Annotated in this window: 14 protein-coding genes and 2 pseudogenes; 12 read left to right on the forward strand and 4 right to left on the reverse strand. The window is 60.7% G+C overall.

What is annotated here, in order from left to right:
- Nucleotides 1-52: 52 nt before the first annotated feature.
- The 3 genes from ACLBXN_RS10030 to ACLBXN_RS10040 form a co-directional block, all read right to left on the reverse strand.
- Complete coding sequence (locus ACLBXN_RS10030) at nt 53-1,270, reverse strand: fimbrial protein (protein WP_447612017.1); 1,218 nt, start codon at nt 1,268-1,270, stop codon at nt 53-55.
- Nucleotides 1,267-3,921, reverse strand: coding sequence for a fimbria/pilus outer membrane usher protein (locus tag ACLBXN_RS10035; RefSeq protein ID WP_447612018.1), 2,655 nt, complete (start codon nt 3,919-3,921; stop codon nt 1,267-1,269). Before ACLBXN_RS10035 ends, ACLBXN_RS10030 begins: the two co-directional genes overlap by 4 nt.
- Nucleotides 3,922-4,005: 84 nt before the next feature.
- A complete protein-coding gene (locus ACLBXN_RS10040; RefSeq protein WP_447612019.1) occupies nt 4,006-4,776 on the reverse strand; it encodes a fimbrial biogenesis chaperone in 771 nt (256 codons plus the stop codon).
- A 721-nt stretch (nt 4,777-5,497) separates the two neighbouring features.
- Here ACLBXN_RS10040 and ACLBXN_RS10045 point away from each other — a divergent pair.
- The 12 genes and pseudogenes from ACLBXN_RS10045 to ACLBXN_RS10100 all read left to right on the forward strand — a co-directional run.
- Nucleotides 5,498-6,433, forward strand: a complete 936-nt coding sequence (locus tag ACLBXN_RS10045) for an AraC-like ligand-binding domain-containing protein (protein ID WP_447612020.1) — start codon at nt 5,498-5,500, stop codon at nt 6,431-6,433.
- 170 nt (nt 6,434-6,603) lie between these two features.
- A complete protein-coding gene (locus ACLBXN_RS10050) occupies nt 6,604-8,022 on the forward strand; it encodes an amidase (RefSeq protein ID WP_447612021.1) in 1,419 nt (472 codons plus the stop codon).
- Nucleotides 8,023-8,956: 934 nt separating this feature from the next.
- On the forward strand, nt 8,957-9,523 hold the full coding sequence (locus tag ACLBXN_RS10055; RefSeq protein ID WP_447612022.1) for a sigma-70 family RNA polymerase sigma factor: 567 nt from the start codon (nt 8,957-8,959) through the stop codon (nt 9,521-9,523).
- Between the two features lie 651 nt (nt 9,524-10,174).
- Nucleotides 10,175-10,486, forward strand: a pseudogene (locus ACLBXN_RS10060) (IS3 family transposase); the annotation flags it as partial.
- Between the two features lie 372 nt (nt 10,487-10,858).
- A complete protein-coding gene (locus tag ACLBXN_RS10065; RefSeq protein WP_447612023.1) occupies nt 10,859-11,176 on the forward strand; it encodes a hypothetical protein in 318 nt (105 codons plus the stop codon).
- 70 nt (nt 11,177-11,246) lie between these two features.
- On the forward strand, nt 11,247-12,380 hold the full coding sequence (locus ACLBXN_RS10070) for an efflux RND transporter periplasmic adaptor subunit (RefSeq protein WP_447612024.1): 1,134 nt from the start codon (nt 11,247-11,249) through the stop codon (nt 12,378-12,380).
- Entirely contained in the window at nt 12,373-15,549 is a 3,177-nt protein-coding gene (locus tag ACLBXN_RS10075) for an efflux RND transporter permease subunit (RefSeq protein ID WP_447612025.1), read from the forward strand. The genes ACLBXN_RS10070 and ACLBXN_RS10075 overlap by 8 nt, the downstream gene beginning before the upstream one ends.
- Nucleotides 15,550-15,569: 20 nt before the next feature.
- Nucleotides 15,570-16,976 carry a TolC family protein gene (locus ACLBXN_RS10080; protein WP_447612026.1) on the forward strand — a complete coding sequence of 469 codons (1,407 nt, stop codon included), beginning with the start codon at nt 15,570-15,572 and terminating at the stop codon, nt 16,974-16,976.
- A gap of 28 nt (nt 16,977-17,004) precedes the next feature.
- Nucleotides 17,005-19,791, forward strand: coding sequence for a magnesium-translocating P-type ATPase (gene mgtA / locus ACLBXN_RS10085; protein ID WP_447612027.1), 2,787 nt, complete (start codon nt 17,005-17,007; stop codon nt 19,789-19,791).
- 161 nt (nt 19,792-19,952) lie between these two features.
- Complete coding sequence (locus ACLBXN_RS10090; RefSeq protein ID WP_447612028.1) at nt 19,953-21,026, forward strand: sensor histidine kinase; 1,074 nt, start codon at nt 19,953-19,955, stop codon at nt 21,024-21,026.
- Entirely contained in the window at nt 21,023-21,664 is a 642-nt protein-coding gene (locus ACLBXN_RS10095; RefSeq protein ID WP_447612029.1) for a response regulator transcription factor, read from the forward strand. Before ACLBXN_RS10090 ends, ACLBXN_RS10095 begins: the two co-directional genes overlap by 4 nt.
- A gap of 210 nt (nt 21,665-21,874) precedes the next feature.
- Nucleotides 21,875-22,084 (forward strand): annotated as a pseudogene (locus ACLBXN_RS10100) (IS3 family transposase); the annotation flags it as partial.
- 113 nt (nt 22,085-22,197) lie between these two features.
- Here ACLBXN_RS10100 and ACLBXN_RS10105 read toward each other — a convergent pair.
- On the reverse strand, nt 22,198-23,658 hold the full coding sequence (locus tag ACLBXN_RS10105) for an efflux transporter outer membrane subunit (RefSeq protein WP_447612030.1): 1,461 nt from the start codon (nt 23,656-23,658) through the stop codon (nt 22,198-22,200).
- Nucleotides 23,659-23,697 lie beyond the last annotated feature (39 nt).

The following is a 23,697-nucleotide window of genomic DNA, read 5'->3' on the forward strand; positions in this document are numbered from 1 at the left end:
TTCCATAGGCCCTGGCGAATTCCGGGTCCCGGTTTTCCACGGCTCAAGCCGGTCAGGGATACACCACCGTGACGGTAGTCTGCGCCCCCATCGTTCCTGCCGGCAGGGTACCGGTCACACCCGGTGCCCGGACATACTGCGCATAAAAATCGTGCACAAAACTCGAGCCCGCCTGGGTGCCGCTATTGGTCACGCCGGGAGGGTTGGCCGGCAGACTGCTACCCGTAGGCGCCGGGCCAAACTGCACGGGCACGCTATTGCTGCCCTGATAGAGTCTGAGATTGACTTTGCCTGACAATGCGCCCCCTGACGTGCTGTTGAGATAGTCCTTGCTCGCTCCGGCCGCGCTGGTGTCGGTGAAGTAGATGGCGTAATTGGAGTTAGCCCCGCAGTTGACCGCATTGATATTGAAACGCGTCTCGCTCGCGGCCCCTTCTGTGCGGGCTGCCCCATTGGCAGGCACGCTGCCGGTCGAGGAGTCATTGAGTGTGACGGTCTGATTCAGCGTGGAAATCGGAAACTGGCAGGTCGGTGTCGGAGGCTTGGGCAGCTCGGGCAGCGCAATGACCCCTCCTTTGCCCAGCGCCTGTTGAAAGCCGGAAAGCACAGGGGAACATGCCTGCTTCTTGATTGGCGCAGTGATGTCATTGATAGAGGGCAAGACCGACATTGAGCCGAGATTGCTTTCACGGCTGAAGTCGCCGACGCCGCCGGCATACGCCCTGACGTCGGTCACGACCAGCTCGAACTTCCACTTGAGCTTGAATGTCTTGGTGGTGGGAGTCGAGGTGAACGTTGCGTTCGTAAATATGGCGCTGCTGGTGACGACTGTGCCCACCGGGCGAAGCATGCTGGTGTTGACTGCGGCACCGCCAAGGTCTTCGTAACCGGCCCACGACCATCTCAGCCCGAGACCTGGAAACGTGGAAAGCGGAATGGTCTGGTACGGTCCTAAGCTACCTGCAGGCATCAAGACCACGGCCTCTACGGCGTAATTGATCAATGTATTGAGGGCCGTAGTGGTCTGGCTGAAGGTGATATCGGCAATCGAAACACCGTTCGCAATGCCAGCAAAGTTATTCATGACGTTCCACGAGGTCTCAGCCCGCATTGAAGACGAAGAGCATGACTGATTGCCGCCGGCCGCAGCGGCTTCGGGCACATGCAAGGCGCCCGCCGTCACGGCGCATGCGGCCACGGCCTTGGCAAACCCAGCCCAGCGCATGGCTCGGCGAGGGAGAACGGGAAACAGATGGAAATGTTCTTTCATGGATCTAATTCCTTATCGGCTCCGTTTTTGTGGGGCGTGGGCGGCACAGGCTTTGCCTCGGTGCACGCCAGCGCAATGCGCTGATAGTTCTCGCCGTCCGCCTTGGCAGGCAGCTCGTAAGGGATGCGGCATTCCTGCTCGTCCCAGATGACACGCAACTGGCCCTCGGCCTGCTCCGGCTGCAGCATGGTCAGCACACGGCCGCGAGGGTCGGTAATGCCGAGTCGCGTGCCGTCGGCGCTTTCGACAACCGTGCCAAACGGCATGGGGGAGCCATCGGGCTGGGTGAGCTCGAACTGCACGCGGCGGCCTTCGTCGCTCTTGAAGGTGGCCAGCACGGCCGCACCGCGGCGCGGGATGACCTGCTCCATGCCGCCTTCGATCTCGACGTCGGCACTCAGGCCCTTGCCGTCGATTGCAATCCAGTTGGCACGGTACGGAACCGCGTTGGGCACGATGGCATAACCATTGCGACCTGTGGCCACGCCGCTGTAGCTGGACACGCGAACATCAGGCACCGGCGGGTCGATCTGAGCGAGTGCAAAGGTTTCACCCACAGGCTGGCCGAAGTTGACACCGCCCTGGTGCGCAACGATGGAGCCATTGGCCTGCAGCGACGCGGTGTTCGAACGGTTGCCATAGGAATAGCCGGCGTTGAGCTGCGCCACCGAGGTCGCTGCCCCGAGGTAGGCGGAAGCCACGGCCGTGCCGTTGGCATCGCGCTGCGCCATCACCGAGTAGCTGATGTCGCGATCGCTGGGCAGCCTGCCGCTGATACCCGTCTGCACATTGGTGCCGGTCTTCTCATGCCCCACATTGGTGTACATATTGGGCGTGTTGCTGCCGGCCTTGCCCAGCGGGAAGGTGACGGACAGGAAGACCCCGGTGTCGCTGTAGCGGCCGCTTGCAAACTGGGTACTGGCCACATTGCGCGAATGCGAAAGACTCAGGTTGAAAGAGGCGGGCCCCCAGGTGTTGCTATAGCCTGCCGACACACTGCTGGTCTTGGCACCATCCCAGTTGCGACCTGCGGCTGCGCTTGCGTAGACGCTGCCATAGCGGGTGCCAACGCCCAGGTTCTGGTTCAGGTACATGCTCAGCTGCGTACGGGGCGTGAAGGGGCGAAAGCGCTGGCCGCTTGCATCGCTGGCCCAATCCCGGGCCTGGACATGATCGTTCAGATTGCGAAAGCCCTCGTTCAGGCTTTCCTGCGCCGAGAAGGAAACCTGGGTGGCCGTTTGCTCGAAGAACTTGCGGTAGATGAAGCGCATGCGGCTGCCGGAGTTCGTGTCGCCGTTGATGCTGCTGCGAGAATGCGCAGCGTCCAGCGAGAAGGCACCGACTTCGGTATTCAGGCCGGCACCCGCCGAGAAGATCTGGTAGCCCGGGGCCGCCTGCGCGCCGCCTGCCACCGTGACGTTGCTGGTCAGGCCGTACAGGAACGAGGTGCTGCCAAAGGCCGGCGTGCTGCCGCCGCTGTAGTTGTTGCGATACTGACCCACCGTGGCGTCGTACTTGAAGCGGCCTTCACGCACCATCAGCGGCGGGCTGGAAAATGCCTGGACGGACACGCGGCGCCTGCCGTCGGCCTCGATGACGGTGATTTCCAGATTTCCGTTCGTGCCCGAGGGCGCCAGATCGGTGATCTCGAAAGGACCCGGAGCCACGTTGGTGGTGTAGATCAGGAAGCCGTTCTGACGCACTTCGATGGTCGCGTTCGACTCGGCATTGCCGCGAATCACGGGCGCATAGCCTTGCATGCTGTCGGGCAGCATGGCGTCGTCGGAGGCCATCTGCACGCCGCGAAAGCGCACGCTGTCGAACAGCTGCGACGTGGAGTAGGTCTCCCCCATCCAGAGCTGGCTGCGCAACTCGGTCAGATCGCGCTGCACATAGGTGTTCTGCCTGCGGAACTGGGTCGGCTGCTGCGAGCCGCTGCTGAGGTAGGAGTTGTTGCGGAAACGCCAGGGGCCGATATTGACGCCCATGTTCAGGCCCAGATTGGTGATGCGCTGGTCGGCGATACCTCCCGAACTATTGGTGTAGCGTGTGCTGAAGTTGTAGTTGGCGAATGCCATGGGCACGCCGTTGCTCCACTGCGAGGGCTCCACATAGCCACGACGTCCCTGGCTCATATAGGCCTGGGGAATGTTGAGGTTCAGGCGCAGGCGCGCAGCATCGAATTGCGCGGTAGCCTGCGGAATCAACTCGGGCAGGCGCAGGCAGGACGGGTCCTGGTCAGAAGCCTGCTCCCAGTCGACCTTGGCCATATCCACGCCGGCCTGGGTCAGCATGTCCTTGGTAAAGCAAGGCTCGACCTCGCCGGTCTTGGCGTTCATCGAGAAGAGCACATCGATGCGGCTGGACTGCAGCGTGTTGACCAAAAGGTCCACGCGGTAATTGCCGGCGATGATCTCGCTGCTGGACAGCAGGGTCTTGACGTCGACGTTGGACCCCAGGCCTTGTAGAAATTCCGTGCTGAAGCCCTTCATCACGCCCTGGTTCGCCAGATCGACCTGATTCTGTGCAAAGACCCAATAAGGCAGCAACACGCCCAGCGAACCAAACAGAATCTGGTACAGCGGGTTCAGGCGAAACGACGTACTGCCGCAAGACAGCACAAAGGGAACCTTGGACTTCAGTTTGCTCATGATCAAACGCTTGAAATCGCCTCAGGCGATCCAGACTCATAAGTCTTCGGTTGTAGGGTCTGGCGACAGGTGGGCGCGGGGCGCCTAGTTCTGGCTACGCTCGGTGACCGGGCTTGCCTGTGCTGGCGCTGCACCGCCGATGGGCGCCTGATACGACTCGGAGCCGCCGTAATCATTGATGGCCGTAAAGTTCACCGCCGAAGTGGAAGCGGCAGCGCTCTTGAGAGCGAAGCTCTTGCTCTCGCCTGGCGCAATCATCACGGGCTCGCTGACGCGCTGCTTGTCGACGCCCGAGCCCAGGTCGATGCCTGTCGTGGAGACATGGAACGCCGTTGGGTTCTGCACCTTCAATACCTGCTTGCCGTCAGCGCTGTCGATGCTCCAACGCAGTGCAGCAGGCGCTTCTGCAGCCGTACCGGGAAGGGCGGTGGGGCGGTAAAACAGCTTGATGCGCTGGCGAATCGCGATCTGCAAACTGTTTTCCGATTCCGCCTGTTGCGGAATTTCCTGGACATTGACCCACAGCACCGATTCGCGGTCCGAAGGCATGGCGTTGGCACCGCCGGCATACAGCACACGCAGCAGCTGCTGGCTGTTGGCCTGCATTCTGGCCAGTGTGGGGGTGATGGCAAAAGGCAGCTCGCCCTTGTCGTCAGGCGTATTGCTTTCCAGCCAGGATTGGATCAGCACGGGATTGGCGCCATTGCGCACAATCAGGCTGGCTTCCTTGTTCTTGCCGTCGAAAATGACGCGGGTGGTGTTGAGCGAGATATCGGCATATGCGCCGGCAGCGCTCGTGAGCATCAGGGCCAGCAGCGCGCGTCGAGCCAAGGTGTGGATACGAGATGCGGTCATCTATGTGGGCCCTCCATGAAAGCCCTTCCACAGGACTGGACATGCAGCCCACAGAAGGGAAACCGATCTAGTCCGCCTCCGCCCCTGTGTCGTAGCTCAGATTACCGCCAGTGCTGCTAGCACCAGCATCGCTGACGGAGCATGTCTCGGCAGTGAGTCTACCGATGAAGCTAACCACGCCGGTAGGACCCATACTGGGAACTGCGTGAGAAATGGTCGAAAACGCTGGGTGGATAGAACGGCGATGGCGAGAATTGCTTTTTCAATAGCATTTCGCCTTATTTCGGCAACTGCGTTCAACTGAACTTCAATTCCTCGTCACAGCGCGTTCACCGATAACTTCATGATGTACCTCAGAAACAAAAGAACAGCCTTAATCCAGCGAACATCTATTTCGCCGGCGACAGACACATACTCATTCACAAGTGGCTGGATCGAAGGCGTCTTGCATTGTGCGATCGACAGCATGATCTGGTAAATCACCAAGCGCATTTCGGCGACCTTCGCTCAGGACATCCAGTCCCGCCCATGGAGCAAGTTCCCAGGGGCACGCACTTCGTCAGCCTCCACACCTCAATGCACCTTCTCGGGAAAGCCCCGATCGCAATGACTCCCCGTGCGTCCCGTTTTGACCAAGAATGGCCAAAAGCCATGCGCCTCATGCTTGGCCTCATCGCCTGCAAGGCCTCGTCGTCTTGCCGTCGTGGGAAAGACCGAAAACATGAACACGCAATACTCCACGGGAATAGTCGACCCAGCACGCCGCTTTGAATACTGGAACGACGTCGTGTGCCGCCACTGCATCCCGGCGGCAAGCCGCATGTTGGAACCCGGCACCTTTGATGCTCGCCTCACCGTGCAATCTATCGGCGCAGTCGATATCAGTGAGATGGCAGCTCCCTGGCACCAATGGACCCGCGCAGCACACCACCTTCGAGCAGGGGCGCATGACGACATATGGCTTGGCTACCTACACCAAGGCAGTGCTCTGGTCGGCCAGGAGGACCGACAAGCGGTCCTTCACAATGGAGACATGGTGTTATATGACGCCGCCCGAAGTTTCGAGTTCAGCCTGGTGTCAAAAGCCGCCTTCCTAATACGCCTGCCGCGCCAAGCTTTGCTGCAACGCTTCCCAGATGCCGAGCGCATGACGGCCCGTACGCTCGACGGCGCCAAGCCCGGCGTAGGCCCATTACGATCCATGATTCTTCAGGCTGCGGCCGTGGACTTCGGCACAGCACATAACGCTTCGGCCGCAAGATTTGGCAGTACCCTATTGGACTTGGTCGGCATAGCGCTGGAATTCCAGAACGATGTGGCTCGCGAATCGACTCCCGAGCGTGATCTGTATGCTCGCCTAGTCAACTATATTCAATGCAACTTCAAGGATCCCGACCTGGGACTCGACAGGCTTGCTGCCTCTCAACATGTCTCGTCACGGACCGTGACGCGGGCCTTTGCCAAACACAACCAGACTGCCATGGGCATGGTTTGGAACTTGCGGCTGGAGGCCAGTCAGCAAGCGCTCGCCGAAGGCCGGGTGCGTAGCGTCACCGATGCGGCATTCGACCATGGCTTCTCGGATGTCTCCCATTTCAGTCGCGTATTTCGCAGCGCCTACGGATACGCACCGCACTTGCTGATCCGAAAGCACTGAAGACACCTCTTTGGATCCGGCCCCGGTTGTCCTTCCAGGCACAGCCCTCTGTCCTTGGCAGAACAGCGCCTCATAACACCTCCTGCTACGGTCGAAGCGGGCATCGCAGGATTGGTTTCCCCCTGCGCTTTTCCGCAGTTTTCGGCGCTCGCCGTATGAGGGGCATTGTCATGGAAGACACGGACGTTCATTTCTTGGACCTGCTTGAAGTAGGTGAAAAAATCCAATCACGCGCGATATCTTCGCTCGAGGTGACGCAGCAACTACAGGTGCGCATTGAGGCACTGGACCCCCAGCTTCGAAGCTATGCATTCCCTATGACAGCACAAGCCTTGAAGGACGCTGACATCGCCGATCGTGAAATTGCGGCAGGCATGATACGTGGCCCACTCCATGGCGTGCCCTTGGCGCTCAAGGATCTGTTTTGGACAGCAGGCACTCCGACCGCGCATGGCATGACGATTCACAAGAGCCACAAGCCCGTGGAGGACGCCACTGTCGTGCGCCGACTGCGCAGTGCCGGTGCCGTGATCCTGGGCAAACTGCAACAAACAGAAGGTGCCTTTGCCGATCATCACCCACAGATCTTGCCACCTGTGAATCCATGGGGAGCATCGTTGTGGCCGGGCGTGTCATCCAGCGGCTCGGGTGTCGCCACTGCCGCCGGACTGTGTTTCGGCGCGCTAGGCACGGATACCGGCGGCTCGATCCGCTTCCCGTCAGCAGCCAATGGAGTCACAGGCATCAAGCCCACTTGGGGCCGTGTAAGCCGGCATGGGACGTTCGAGCTCGCAGCCTCTTTGGACCATACGGGACCAATGGCGCGTAGCGCCGCCGATGCTGCCGCAATCCTGAACGCCATCGCCGGCGCTGACTCCTTGGATCCCACTGCAGCGCATCACCCGGTACCCAACTATCTGGCCCTCATGAGGCAAGGCTTCCAGGGACTGCGCGTGGGCATCGACACCGCATGGGCCATGGATGGCATCGACCACCCCACCCAAGTAGTGATGCAAGATGCTCTGCACACGGTACAAGCACTGGGTGCCGAGATTCGGCACGTCTCTTTCCCCGATGCGGCCCAGGCCGTCGCGGACTGGGTTCCTCTGTGTGCAACCGAGACGGCTGTCGCGCACGAAGCGACGTTCCCCAGCCGCCGCGACGAGTATGGCACCGGCCTTGCTGGCTTGATTGATACCGGGCTGGCGTTGCAGGCATTCGAATATCAAAAGCTGAGGTTGCGACGCGCTGACTTCACTGGACGCGTGCGTACCTTGTTCCAATCCGTGGATCCTCTTTTGATTCCTACAACGGCATTTGCCGCTCAAACTGTCGAACGCATGGCGACCTTCGGTGACGACGCGGAGCTGTTTTCCGGCATGCTGCGCTACACCTGTCCGTTCGATCTCAGCGGCAACCCAACGATCACGCTGCCGGGAGGTCAGACATCCGATGGCGCGCCTGTTGCGTTTCAGTTCGTCGCTCCGCATTTCGGGGAAGATCTGTTGATTCGCGCCGGCTGGGCCTTCCAGCGTGCAACCATCTGGCACAAACGTCGCCCTATTCTCACACCCAATAATTCACATTGAATGCGGTCACTGATTTGGCCGGCATCATGCCTCTGCCCAAGTGACAGAGGCATTTTCTTTTCCAGAAAGCCTCTCTCAACGAACGCCGAGTCGAAATCGTGGGCAACGTGCTCCAGGCGCAAAAAAGGCGGCCTTACCCTGCTCCAGCGGCTGACGGGGCACGTTCTGGAACTGTGCGGTCTTGCCCGAGCCCCCTATGACAGGATGATCACGCGGAGCTCGTCCAGAAGCGCTGTTAGATGCAGGGTCGCGCTGCCTGGCTAGAGGGTTTGTGGGTCGGCGGCCGGCTCATGGATCAGCAATTCCTGGAGAGTGCCGCGCAATTAGATGTACACGGGAGCAATCCCTCGACGGCAGCGTTCAGGGCGGAACCGACATCGGCCTGGAGAGGCTGAAGGAGCGCAATCAGCCTAAAGCGGTTGGCTTAGAAAATCTCTGGCCGACTGGCGGCTTCTGACCGGTAACGCCGGTCTGTAGACCTCGTTGAACACCATACGCCTTGGCCGCCCACCCGTCAGGGCCAAGCGCCCGGGGTATCGGCTCCAGGTGCGCCTTGAACAAGGTCTGCGAAAGGCTACTGACTCAAAATAATTTTCCGAGACATGTCAGAAATACACATCTAGTTACGAATTGGTATTCGTACTCATTTTGTGCATTCCATTTTCTAGGAAATAAATTTGATCACTGTCAATCTCAAAACCATCACCATTACATTCACCACAGCGATCGCTGCGTTGCCCTGGGCCACTGTGACAGGCGCGGAGCGACAGGCCAGTGCAGGTCAGGGAGGGGCGACAACTCTGCAAGGGCCGAGGCCATCTACTTTTCTATCTCAGGGGCCAGGACGGCTCTCTCTGAATGTTGGGCATGCAGGAGCCGTAGCCAACATCACACAGGACGAATACAAGCGAGCTTCTTCCTCGCAAAGCGCCGTATGAATTCGGCGCAATGGATAAACCAATGCCGTGGGCCAATGCTTCGTTTTGCTCGCCTGCACTTGAGTCCGCTTGAGGAGGCAGAGGACGCTGTACAGGAAGCATTGCTTGCGCTATGTGAAGTTGACCTCGAGAAGCTGCAAAGCACGGAACCAAAACGCTACTTGTTCGGAATTCTCAGGAACAAGATCATGGACCGACTACGCAAACACTACCGCGACGCAGCAAGATACAGTGAAGAATCCCCCCATGATCTTCTTGACACTTGTTTGTTCGATGAGAGCGGTCATTGGTTGATTGGTGTCGCTCCGGCACGTTGGCATAGGCCTGATGAGCAGATGCAAACAGCTCAATTTTTTGCGGTGGTGGACCTCTGCATGCATCATTTACCACCCAAGCTTGCCCAGGTATTCAGCATGAAGGAGTTTCTGGAATGTGAAGCTGATGAAATCTGTTCCACCCTGGGCTTGAGCAAAACCGATTACTGGCAATGCATGAGCCGGGCACGAAAACAGATGCAGCTGTGCTTGAACCAGGAATGGTTTGGAGATGCGACTCTACTATGATGACCTGCAAGCAATACATCTTTTACGTCACGTCAGGGCAAGCACAAGAAGCCCGCTTGATTGACCGTTTTCGGGTCACCCAGCACCGACTGACTTGCGTCTACTGCCGGACTTTCGCACGAAACGACCAGCAGCTATCAGCGCTGCTCACTACGTATCGGGAGAATATTCTGTCCCCCGATGAGGCGGTGAAAGACTGATTCCTTAGTCGGGGTCACCTCTGCAATCGCTGAACAGCAGCTTGAGGCTCAAGCCAATGCAATGGGGCAGTCTGAAGCTGTCACAGTTCAGCCCATTGCAAACACTGCCTGGGCTCCAGAACGCCGAAAGGCTTGTAGCCTGATGAAAGAGCGGCCCTGCTCAATCGCTTTAGAACGCATGTTTCAGACTGGTGGCGGGACCGTCACTTCTGCGATTGCAGTCCTTTCGGAGTCAGGGAGTGCAATAAAACCGCAAGTACATGAGCAAGCCATCGAGCACCCGCGTGTGGCACTTGTGGCAATCCTCGCGGTGATTTCTGGACTTCAAAGGTGAACCAGCAACTCCGTGAATGCATATTGAATTCACTGCCTAGTAAGTCACTTCCGGCTGGCAATCGACCTGCAGCGGCCGCTTAACGGCCAATGCGCTTCAATCACCGCTAAGAGCGAGCTCGAACACGACGATCAGGGCTACCAATTTACCAGTCATGAATGGCAGCGCTTCTGGGCGAGCCACAACCTGCAACCCAGCACAAGCAGACGGGGCAATTGCCACGACAACGCCGTGGCGAAGATCTTCTTCCAACTACTCAAGCGTGAACGCATTCGCAAACAAACCTATGCGAAGAGGCAAGAGGCCCGCAGTTCAATCTTTAGCTACGTCGAGATGTTCTACAACCCCATCCGCAGACATTCGCCTGCGGATGGCCTGTTTCCAGTAGCGCTTGAGAGGCGCAATTTCGTGAGGCTCGCGGCTATCTAGGAAAAGCTGGTCGATTCAGCTGCACATTCCGCATCGAAAGCGGCGCCTCCTCGCCCTTCTGCCGCAATCGACGCTATACGAAGGTATAGCTGCGCCTTCCCAATGGCGGCTAGACGCTATACCGGGTAATCCAGAAAATCCCCCCTGTTGCTCAAGCAAAGGCCTCTCTCCTTTGAGTGCTGCTTGATGTCTTTCCACCCTAACGACATACAGCTATGGAACCCGGCCCTGACAGGTGCTTGTGCACCTCCATCTTCCAGACCTCCGCATGGCACAAGCGTTGCCATTCCCTGCCCACCTGGCTGCCACTCGAGAACCTCTGATCGCTTAATCACAGGGGGCTCTCGATCGCCACATTGACAGTGAGCTCCCATGACCCGCCAATCTCTCACCCTTGCTCTGCGCGCCGCCCTGATGTCGCGCAATGTGCAACAAATCCGCGCTTTGCTGGCCACCTATGGCTTGCCCACTTTTTCCAGCGCTGTGGCGCTTTGTTCTCCTCGCGTTGCCGCCGACGCACTGAGCCTGCTCCCTCAGAGCAACCGCAATGCCGTGCTGCGCCACCTGCCACGGAAACTATGCGACAGCTTGTCACCGCTGGGAATCGCCGTGGCCACACCCTATCCGACCCGCCGTATCCGCTGGCAACTGCTGACCAGCGCTAATTCCGACGCGCACATCCAAGCCTGACTCTGCGCAAGCCGGCGTCTCTTCGATGTGAAGCCGGCCTTGCTGTTTTCTTCTCCCGCGAGGAACTCCCATGACTTTCCATATGGCCGCCATACTGCGGCCCGGCACCGCCCTGCTCGTGTGCAGCCTGCTCAGCGCCTGCCACCCCAATGCCGCCTCTACCGACACCCGGACCGCTGACGCGCTGGTGTTGCGCCGCCAGGGCAACGTTATCGAGGTTCCCTTGGACTCGCCTCTGCTGAACAAGCTGCAGGTGGAAGTCGTTGGCAACGTCGAGCTATCCACTCCCGTGACCGCCCCAGCCAGTATCGAGGCCGCACCCGAAAAGCTGGTGAAGCTGGCACCTCCGTTGGCCGGACGGCTGGTTCAAATCCATCGAGCACTGGGCGATACCGTGCGCACAGGTGATCCGCTATTCACCATGGACTCGGCCGATATGGCCAATCTGCGAGCCGACCAAGCTAAGGCCCAGGCTGCGCTGGTCCATGCCCAACGCGAAGCCGATCGTCAAAAGATGCTGCTAAAGGCCGAGATTGCCGCACGCAAGGACTATGAAGCCGCCGAGCGGGAACTGGCCACGGCACGGGCGGATGTGGCTGCGGTGACGGATCATCTCGCACAAATCGGCGCCCCCTCCAAGAGCAGTGGCCGTGGCAGCTATGTGCTGCGTTCACCCATCAATGGCCGCGTGGTGGAGATGAACGGCGCACAAGGTGGCTACTGGAACGACATCAACGAATCCGTGATGACCGTGGCGGACCTGTCCACCGTCTGGCTCAGTGCCAGTGTGCCTGAGCGGGATCTGGGCAACATCAAAGTGGGGCAGAACGCTCATATCGTTCTCAACGCCTACCCGAACCAGACTCTGCTGGGCAAAGTGCGCTATGTCGGCGAATTGCTGGATCTCGAAACCCGCAGTGTGAAAGTACGCATGGCGGTGGACAACCGGGATGGCCGCTTGCTCCCCGGTATGTTTGCCCAGGTCCGATTTGATGGCCCTGTCCGCCAGGCGACCGTGGTTCCCGCTTCTGCCCTGCTGCAAAGCAGCGTGGGTACCCGTGTATTTGTCGAGCAGTCTACCGGCCAGTTCGAGCAACGTGATGTGCAAGTGGGCTCCCAACAGAACCAGCAGGTGGAAATCAGCGAAGGTCTGAAGGCGGGCGAGCGCGTGGTCGTCAACGGAGGAGTGTTCCTCCATGATTGAACGCTTGGTCACCCTGTGCTTTCAGCGGCGCAACCTAGTCTGGCTGGTATTCGCCTTTGCCGCCCTGTATGGCGCATTCAGCTGGAAGCAACTACCCATCGAGGCCTATCCCGACATTGCCGACACCACATCCCAAATCGTGGTCCAGGTACCGGGGCTGGCTGCCGAGGAAATCGAACAACAGATCACCATACCGTTGGAGCGCGCCCTGCTGACCACACCAGGCATGCACGTGCTGCGATCGCGCAGCCTGTTTGCACTGTCGCTGATCACTGTGGTGTTTGAAGACGGCGTGGACGGCTACTGGGCTCGCCAGCGCCTGCAGGAGCGCATCAACGAGGTCAAACTGCCCTACGAGGCCAAGGCGGAACTGGACCCATACAGCTCGCCGACCGGTGAGGTCTATCGTTACACGCTGCAAAGCCCCTCCCGCAGTCTGCGCGAGCTGTCCGAATTACAGACCTGGACCGTAATACCAAGGCTGAGGAAAGCAGCCGGCGTGGTGGATGTGACCAACTTCGGTGGACTGACCACGCAGTACATGTTGGAGCTGGACCCACAGCACCTGTTGCAGTACGGCGTGACGCTGGCCGAGGTCGTGGAGGCCATCAATGCAAACAACGCCAGCGGTGGCGGCAGCGTGCTCGACCGAGGCGAAGTCTCCTACGTAATTCGTGGTGTAGGCCTGCTGCGTTCGCTGGAAGACATGGGCCATGTGGTTGTCAAAACCAACAAGGATGGTGTGCCAGTGCTGGTCAAAGATCTGGGCCGCTTGGTGTATGGAGACGTTGAGCGCCGCGGCGTGCTTGGCAAGGACGACGACAGCGACGCGGTAAGCGGTATTGTGCTTTTGCTCAAGGACACCAACCCGTCCCAGGCACTACAAGCCATCCACGCCGCCGTCGATGAACTCAACAACCGACTGCTGCCCAAGGATGTCAAGGTCGTCCCCTACCTGGATCGCAGCACACTGATCGATCGCACCATAGACACCGTAGGCCACACCCTGATCGAAGGCCTGGTGGTCGTCACCCTGGTGCTGCTGCTGTTCCTGGGCAGCCCTCGCGCCGCATTGATCGTCGCACTGACCATTCCCATGTCGCTGCTGCTGGCCTTCGCCTTCATGCATCACGCCCGCATTCCCGCCAATTTGCTATCTCTGGGCGCGATCGACTTCGGCATTCTGGTGGACGGTGCCGTGGTGGTGGTCGAGGGCATGCTGCGCCAGCGTGAGCAACGCGCCGGTCGGCCGCTATCACCGCGCCAAGCGGTAGTGGCCACCTTGCAGGTAGCTCGCCCCATCTTTTTTGGTATGTGCGTGATCGCGACAGCCTATCTGCCGCTGTTCGCCTTCGAGCGCATCGAGTACAAGCTGTTCTCCCCGATGGCCAGTGCCGTGGCCGCCGCCCTGGCCGCTGCGCTGGCGGTGGCCCTGTTGCTGACGCCGGCATTGGCCTGGCTGGCCTTTCGCCATCCTCGCAAGATCTTCCACAACCCGGTACTGCACACCATGGAAACACGTTATGGCCTGTTTCTGCAGCGGGTCGTTGGCCGAGGCCGCTGGTGGGTAGCCACATTGTGCATGGCCTTGCTGACATTGGCAGGGCTGGGCGCCACCATAGGCCGTGACTTTTTGCCCTACCTGGACGAAGGATCGATCTGGCTGCAGGTGCAACTGCCCCCCGGCATCACGCTGGGCAAGGCCCAGCAAATGGCGGACGAACTGCGCAGTGCCGCGCGCGAGTTCCCCGAGGTGTCCTATGTGGTCACCCAGACCGGGCGCAATGACGACGGAACCGACTATTGGACTCCTTCTCACATTGAAGCCAGCGTAGGCCTGCACCCTTACAAGAGCTGGAAGTCCGGCTGGACCAAGCAGGAGCTGATCAGCCACATGGAGGCACGCTTTGCCCGCATGCCGGGCTACAGCATCGGCTTTATGCAGCCCATGATCGACGGCGTGCAGGACAAGCTCTCCGGCGCCCATAGCGACCTGACGCTCAAAGTCTTTGGTGACGATCTGGAAAACGATCGCCGCGTGGCCAACGAAGTGGCTGCCCTACTGAAAACCGTGCACGGTGCCGTCGATGTCGCCGTGGACATCGAGCCACCACTACCCAATCTGCGCATAGAACTGGACCGTGCTGCAGCCGCCCGGATGGGAGTCAACGCGGCCGACGTGGCCCAACTGATCGCCACCGGTATCGGCGGCGCCAGCATTGGCGATCTGTATGTGGGAGAAAAGAACTACGACATCGCCGTGCGCTTCGCGCCAGCGGCACGGAACAACATCGACGCCATCTCCCAACTGCGCCTAAGCTCGTCCAACGGTGCTCAGGTACCTCTGGCCGACGTGGCACGCATATCCACCACTCAAGGCCAGAGCGTTATCGTGCGCGAAGGCGGCGAGCGCCACATCCTGGTCAAGCTCAACGTCCGTGGCCGCGACCTGGCCAGCTTTCTGGACGAAGCCCGGGCCACCCTCGACCGCAGCCTCCAGTTCGACCCACAACACATCCGGCTTGAATGGGGTGGCCAGTTCGAAAACCTGCAGCGTGCCGAGGCCAGGATGGCACTGATTCTGCCCCTGACGCTGGGCCTGATGTTGGTTCTGCTGTTCGGTGCTTTCGGCAACTTTCGTCAACCACTGATGGTGCTGGCCACGGTGCCACTGGCCATGATTGGTGGCCTGGCCGGCCTGCACCTGCGCGGCATGACGCTCAATGTCTCCAGTTCCGTGGGCTTTATCGCCTTGTTCGGTGTGGCCGTGCTCTCGGGTGTGCTGCTGGTGTCGCAGATCAACCGCCTGCGCCAGGAAACCGGACTGGCACTACGCGAAGCGGTGATCGAGGGTGCCACCAGCCGCATGCGCCCCGTGCTTATGACCGCCAGCGTGGCCGCCTTCGGCCTGATGCCGGCCATGCTCGCCACCGATCTGGGCAGCGATGTGCAGCGCCCGCTAGCCACCGTAGTGGTGAGTGGTCTGATCAGTGCCACCGCGCTGACCTTGCTTCTGCTGCCCGCGATCTATTACGCGGTCGAAGCCTGGAAGCAGCGTCGGACCCAGCGCCAAGCAGCCCGCGCAGCGCTCCGCGGCGACATCGACTGGAACCTGCTGGACGAACCTGCCGAAGCAGACCATCCAGAGCAAACCCACACCGGCCGTTGAGGCCTGCTGCGAGGAATCTCATGCGTATTGTCTTTTTCTACTCCTCCCTCTCCCAAGCCGTGCGACTGGCCCTTGGCAGCCTGAGCCTGGTCTACACCACAGCCGCACTGGCCGGGCCGTTGACCGCCGCGGGATCAGCCCAAGCACCGCTCACCGCATCGGCGGATGCGACGTCAGATGTCCAGCCCCAGAAGTCCGTGCACTTTTCCGACTACCTGCGGGCTGTGGAGTCCCACAGTCTGGAACTCAAAGCCCAGAAAACCACCATTACCGCCGCGAAGGCCCAGGTCGGCATTGCCGGCCTGCGACCCGACCCCGAGCTATCCATGGAATGGGAACGTGAGCGCGTGCACACTGGTGAACCCCGCCCTTCTACCTTTACGCCCACCCTCAGTTGGGAAGTGGAGACCGGGGGCAAGCGAGACGCGCGCATTCGCACGGCCAAGAGCGAGGTACGGCTGAAGAAGGCGGAGGTCAAAGGCTTCCGCAACGCGCTGTTCAACACTGCAGCCACTGCCTTCACCGAGGCTTGCCGCACCCGAGAAGTGCTGGTGCGCAAGGAGCAGACGCTGAAGGCGTTGAGCGCTGTGGTGCAAGCCAACGAGGTACGGCGCAAAGCCGGAGACGTAGGTGGCATCGAGCTGCTGCAATCACGTGTGGAACGCAATCAGTTCGCCGCCGACGTGACCTCCGCCCGTGCAGATGCCCAGGCAGCCATGTTGGCCCTGTCGGTACCGCTGGGAGGACGTCTGGCCGAAGTGCTGGGCACCGGACCGGGCGAAGCATCACTGTTTTGCGACTTCAGACAGTTCTCCCAGGGCGATGACCTGCAAACCCTGCTGCCAAAGGCCATGCGTGCGCGCGATGACATTCGCATCGCCGAAGCTACCCTGGCCAATGCTCGCGACAAGGCCGATCTGGCGCAGGCCGAGCGCTGGGTCAATCCCACGGTGTCGGTCGGCGTTGGGCGCACGCCCGGCCACGCGGCGGGTATAGGTGGGGAAGGAGAGCCTTATGACGCGAGCATGCGCTCGCGAATGCTCAAACTAGGGATCAGCGTGCCGCTGCCATTCTCACGGCTGAACAGGGGAACCTTGATCCAGGCCGAAGCCGAAGTGACCCAGGCCATGCTAGAACTTGATCATGCCCGCAATAAGTCCGAGGCCGAAGTACGCGCCGCGCAGTTTCGCTTCCTGGCTGCACGCGACGTTGTGAAACGCTACCGCGACGGAGTGTTGGCCGATGCGCAAAAGGTGCTGGAGGGCATGCGTCTGTCCTACCGCCAGGGTGCGGCCTCACTGCTGGAACTGCTGTCGGCTCAGCGCTCTGCCGACGAAGCCTACCAAGACTATCTGCAGGCCCAGGCTGATCTGGCGACTGCCACGGTCGAGTTGCAGTTGAGTGTGGGGCAGCGCCCCTCTCTCTGAGGCATGGAAACCACCTGAGGAGCGAATTTTGGATTTCTTCACTGCATGGTTTGGACAGTTCCTGCGCCGCCGCCGCAACCTGAGACTGTTCCGCCGCAGCGCACTGCCGGGCATAGAGCACGGCACTGGTGGCAAGCCGATCGCTCCGGGCTCCGTCCCGGAACATCTGACCCGCGCCCTGTGGCGCGCGGCCTGCGACGACATACCTGGCGCATTGGTACGGCTGCAGTCCCATGAGGATGGGCTGAGCGACACGGAAGCGGCAGAGCGCCTGCATCGCACCGGACCCAACGAGGTCGACCACGAAAAGCCGCTCCCCTGGTGGCAACACCTGTGGCAGTGCTACCGCAACCCCTTCAATGTGCTGCTGACGCTGCTGGCCATCGTCTCCTGGGCCACCGAAGACATTCAGGCCACCGTGATCATTGGCACCATGGTCTTGCTGTCCACGGTCATCCGTTTTGTGCAGGAGGGCCGCTCACAGCGCAGTGCCGAGCAGCTCAAGGCCATGGTGAGCAGCACCGCCACGGTGATTCGCCGCGACGTGGACGCCAAGGCTGCCGAGCTCGCCAAGAGCGACGTCAATGCGCGCATCAACTCGCGCAGCCCCCAGATCCGACGCGAAGTCGCTATGCGCGAACTGGTACCCGGTGACCATATCTGGCTTTCTGCCGGCGATATGGTGCCCGCCGACTGCCGCGTGCTGACGGCCAAGGACCTGTTTGTAGCCCAGGCGGCCATGACGGGTGAATCTCTACCGGTGGAGAAGTTCACCGAGCGACAGCACCTCTCCAATGGCATTCTGGAGCAATCCAACCTGCTGTTCATGGGGACCAACGTGGTCTCCGGCGTGGCCACAGCCGTGGTCGTCACCACTGGCAACCAGACCTACTTCGGTCAAGTGGCCCACCGCGCCATTGCCACCGACCGCGCCCCCACCTCCTTCCAGGCCGGAGTCAACAGCGTCTCCTGGCTGCTGATCCGCTTTGCCCTGGTCATGGTGCCGCTGGTGCTGCTTCTCAACGGCATTACCAAGGGCGACTGGATGGAGGCATTCTTGTTTGCCCTGTCCGTGGCCGTTGGCCTGACACCGGAGATGCTGCCCATGATCGTCACCTCCACCCTGGCCAAAGGTGCGGTGGTGCTCTCGCGACAGAAAGTCATCGTCAAACGACTGGATGCCATCCAGAATTTCGGCGCCATGGATGTGTTGTGCACCGACAAGACCGGCACGCTGACTCAGGACCGGATCGCGCTGGAACGCCACACCGACGTGTTCGGCAACGAGTCGCGCGAGACGCTGCAGCTGGCATGGCTCAACAGCTACCACCAGACAGGGCTGAAGAACCTGCTGGACCGCGCCGTCATCGAACACATGGACCAGCACCCGGAATCCAGACTTACGCAAAACTGGCAGAAGATTGATGAGATCCCCTTCGATTTCGAACGACGGCGCATGTCCGTGCTCCTGCACCCTGACGACGACCTAGGTGGCACCCTGCTGGTGTGCAAAGGCGCGGTCGAGGAAATGCTGGCCGTATGCACCCAGGTACGCAACGGCGATGCCACGGTGCCGCTGGACAGCGCCATGCTGGTTCGCGTGCGAGCAGTCACCGAAGGGCTGAACGCCCAGGGCCTGCGCGTGGTGGCCGTAGCCAGCCGTCAACTGCCGGCCAGCCCCGTGTCCAGCTACAGCTACAGTGTGGCCGACGAAACCGAGCTGACCCTGGTGGGTTATATCGCTTTCCTCGACCCGCCCAAGGAGTCCACTGCGCCGGCGCTACGAGCACTTGCCGAACACTGTGTCGATGTCAAGGTGCTGACCGGGGATAACGACCTGGTCGCAGCGCGGGTCTGTGAGCATGTGGGCCTGCATGTGGGCAAGCCCGTGACCGGGCCGCAACTGGATCGCATGAGCGATTCCGCACTGGCCAGCACCGTGCAACAGCACCGCCTGTTCGCCCGCCTCACCCCGCTTCACAAGGAGCGGATTGTCCATGCACTGCGCGCCCAAGGCCGGGTGGTGGGATTCATGGGCGACGGCATCAATGATGCTCCCGCACTGCGCGCGGCCGACATCGGCATTAGCGTGGACAGCGCTGTAGACATCGCCAAGGAAGCCGCCGACATCATCTTGCTGGAAAAAAGCCTGATGGTGCTGGAGCAGGGTGTGGTCGAAGGCCGCCGGACCTTTTGCAATGTGCTCAAGTACATCCGCATGACGGCCAGCTCCAATTTCGGCAATGTGTTCTCGGTATTGGTGGCTTCGGTGTTCCTGCCATTCCTGCCCATGCTGCCTCTGCAGCTTTTGGTGCAGAACCTGCTATACGACATCTCCCAAATCGCCATTCCTTTTGACAAGGTAGACGCCGATCTGGTGCGCCAGCCTCTGACCTGGAACCCTCAGGACATAGGACGCTTCATGCTGTGCTTTGGCCCGCTGAGCTCACTGTTCGACATTCTGTGCTTCGGCATGATGTGGTGGATCTTCCAGGCCAATACGCCAGAACAGCAAACGCTGTTCCAGTCTGGGTGGTTCGTGGTTGGTCTGTTGACCCAGACCCTGATCGTGCACATGATCCGTACCCCTCATCTACCCTTCATTGAAAGCCGTGCCGCCTGGCCGCTGCTGCTGGCCACTGCAGCCATCATGGCCATCGGCGTATTCGTGCCCATGGGACCGCTGGCCGGTTACTTCAAGATGGAAGCACTGCCACCGATGTACTGGCCCTTCCTCGTGGTCATCTTGCTGGGCTACGCCACATTGACTACCGTGGTCAAACGCTACTACATCCGCAGATTTGGCTGGCAATAAGCCAAGGCGGGCATATTGCGATTGCAGTGGGCTTGTAATGCACAGGCCCTCTGCACCCAGGCTGTTCAAGCAGATGCATTATTCGTAGCAGCTTACGACTTGGTCTCCTCTACCATATACGCTATGTACGCCTTTCGTGCCCTGCCGCATCGCCTGCCTCGATGACTTCCCGATCGTCTACTTCCCTTTCGCTACGTCGCAGCCTGATTGCCTTGGTGCTGGGGTTGGTCATGGTTTCCATTTTTGTGGCAGACACCATGACTGAATATGCAGTGGCAGCTGCTGTTTTCTACACCGCCGTCATCTTGATGGCCGTGCGCTGGTTTCACCCACGTACCGTCATTGCGCTGACAGCGCTGTGCATTGTGCTGACCCTGATCAGTTTTGCACTCACACACGATGGGATGTATCAGGTGGGTTTGGTCAACACCGGCATCAGCATTCTGGCCATTGCCATCACCGCCTACCTCGGACTGAAGATGGTGGCTGCCCAGGCCGCTGCCCATGCCGCTCAGGCCCAGTTGCTGCAAATTGTGCGCGCCACCAGCCTGGGGGAATTGACGGCCTCCATTGCCCACGAAGTCAACCAACCTCTGGCAGCCATTGTCACCAGTAGCCAAGCCGGCCAGCGCTGGCTGGGCCAGCAACCTCCCCAGTTGGAAAAGGCCAACCAGGCCCTGTTGCGAATACTGGCCGATGCCGAACGCGCCAGCAATGTCATCACCCGCATCCGCGGCATGGCTGCTGGTGAGGCCCCGCAGCACCAGCGCTTTGTGCTGAAGGATGCCGTGCGCGAAATGGTGGTGCTATCACGGGGAGCCCTGGAGCAACGCGGCATTACCGTGCGGTGGGACTTTGCCCCCAACCTGCCCGATGCCTGGGCCGATCGCATCCAGATTCAGCAGGTGGTGGGCAATTTGCTGCTCAATGCCATCGACGCCATCGCTACCGACCACCGGCAGCCTGAAATCACCATCACAGCACGCCGCCTCGGTGAGGAGCAGTTACAGCTGACGCTGACCGACTGTGGCTGCGGCCTATCACCCGCTGTCCAGGCCCATTTGTTCGATGCATTCTGGACCACCAAATCGCACGGCATGGGACTGGGACTGACCATCAGCCGCAACATGGTCGAAGCCCATGGAGGCCGCATCTGGGCAGAACCTCGCGACCACGGCCTGCCCGGCACACAGTTTCATATCAGCCTGCCAGCAGCCAAGGACTCCCGCCCATGAGCAGCACCCCTTCACACTCTGCGCCTGCTGCCATGGTCTATGTGGTCGACGACGATAGCTCTGTGCGCGCCGCCATTGAGGATCTACTCGCCTCTGTCGGGTTGGCGGTACAAGGTTTCGGCTCCACTGCCGAGTTCAACGAACACTGGCACAGCATCAGCCATGATCTGCCCTCCTGCCTGGTCCTGGACATTCGCATGCCGGGGCAAAGCGGCCTGGAGTTCCAGCGGCAGATGCAAGACCTGGGCCTGGAACTGCCAGTGATCTTTGTCACCGGCCATGGCGATATTCCGATGAGCGTGCAAGCCATGAAGGGTGGCGCCATCGAGTTTCTGACCAAGCCATTTCGTGATCAGGAGCTGCTGGATGCCATACAGCAGGGCATTGCACTGGACCGCGCTCGCAAAGCTCGCCTCCAGATTGAACAATCGTTGCAGGCCCAGTGGGACAGTCTCTCGCCCGGTGAGCAGGACGTGGTACGTGGCGTGACCGCCGGATTGCTGAACAAGCAAGTCGCTGCTGAGTTGGGTGTAAGCGAGATCACCATCAAGGTTCGCCGTGCCCAAGCGATGCGCAAGTTGCAGGTGAGGACCCTGGCGGATCTGGTTCGCATCGTCGATCGTTTGACGCCTCCCTGAGTTGCCTTCAGCACTCAAAAGTGAACCGCCCCGACTTTGGAGGAGGCTCAACACTCTGAGAGGATTGAGCCATGAAGGAGTCGAACAAATTTTCGCCTGGAATCCGTGAGCGTGCCATGAGGATAGTGCGGGAGCATCGTCGGAAATACCCATCGCTGTGGGCAGCCATCGAGTCCATCGCGCCGAAGACAACGCTCTAGCTGAGAGCATGAAACCATCAACGGGCTCTACAAGGCAGAGTTGATTCACCGCCGAGCTCTCTGGAAGACAAAGGAGGCCGTAGAGTTCGCGACACTCGAATGGTTGTCGTGGTTCAATCACCACCGCCTGCTCGAACCCATCGTATATATATCGCCAGCAGAAGCCGAGGCAAACTACTGCCGGCAACTCGCCAGTCAGAGCACAGCATTGGTGGCCTGACTTAAACCAAACGGCCTCCGCGAAACCCGGTGCGATTCAACCGGGCAAGGGCGACTTCGATAACTAAATAGCGCATTTAGTCATCCGTAAAATTTGATTGCATTGAGGTCTCCTTACGCTCCGCCGAGAACCTTGTAAAGGGTTGCTCGGTTGACAAGATCGCTGAGCTGCAGGCTGATCAGCGACTGGCGTGCACTGTAGAGCGAACGCTGGGCATCCAGCGCCTGCAGGTAGCTGTTGACGCCGTTGCGCCAGCGCGCATCGGACAGGTCGTAGTTGGTCTGCGCGGCTTGCACCAGGGCCTGCTGCGCATCCAGTTGCTCCGCCATATGGCGGCGTGCGCTCAGCGCGTCGGCCACTTCACCGAAGGCGCTCTGGATGCTTTTTTCGTACTGCGCCACATAGATGTTCTTCTGGATCTGTGCCACATCCAGCGAGGCCTTGAGCGATCCCGCATTGAAGATGGGCAGCGAGATGCTGGGCACGAACGACCAGGTGCGCGTGCCGGCATCAAACAGATTGCCCAAGGTGTCGCTGCCATAGCCTGTCGATGCCGACAGCGACACCTTGGGGAAGAAGGCCGCGCGCGCCGCGCCGATGTCGGCGTTGGCGGCTTTCAGGGCATGTTCGGCCGCCATCACATCCGGGCGCTGCAGCAGCACTTCGGACGACAGCGCATCGGGCAGGCGCGCCAGCGCCACATCACCGGTGCTGGTGGTGCGCGGCAGCAGCGCATCGGCCACGTGCGAGCCCACGGCCAGGTCCAGCGCATGGCGCGCCTGCTCCAGCGCCGTGGTGTAGCTGGCCACATCGGCGCGGGCGCTTTCCACGCTGGTCTGCACCTGGCTCACATCCACGGCGGAGGCCACGCCAAACTGGTGCTTGGCCTGCGTCAGCTCCAGCGTCTTGCGCTGGCTGGCCAGGGTCTCGCGGGCCAGCTCCAGGCGCTGGCCGTAGGCGCCCACATTCAGCCAGTTGCTCGCCACCTGGGCGATCAGGCTGATGCGGGTGCTGCGCCCGGTCTGGGCCAGGGACAGGTAGTTCTCCAGCGCCTCGTCCTTCAGGCTGCGCACGCGGCCGAACAGGTCCAGCTCCCAGCTGGTAAAGCCCACGCTCAGACCGCCGCTGCGGCTGGTCTGGGCCTGCGCCTCACCGCCGGCCACCACCGCGCTGCGCGCATTGGTCTGGCTGGCGCTGGCCGCCACGCTGGGGAACAGGCTGGCCGACTGGATGCGGTACTGGGCCTGGGCCTTTTCCACATTCAGCAGGCTCACCCGCAGGTCCCGGCTGTTGGCCAGCGCGGCGTCGATCACCTGCTGCAGCCGCGGGTCGGTAAAGACCTGCTGCCACTGCAGTGCGGCCAGTGCGGCGGCTTGCTCCTGCGCACCACCCGCAGCACCACTGCCGATGACGTTACCGTTGTCTCCCACCTGGCCGCCCACGCTGGGCTGCACCGGCAGGGCCGGGCGTTCATAGACCGGCGCCATGCTGGCGCAACCGGCCAGCGCCAGCAGCGCGGCGCAGGCCACGGCCTGCAGCGCACGCCGGGGCATGGGGTTTGCATTCACTTTCATGGGTTCACTCCCGTCTGCGTGCCGGCAGCTTGCTGCCCG

The sequence above is a fragment of the Comamonas sp. C24C genome, assembly GCF_053345995.1.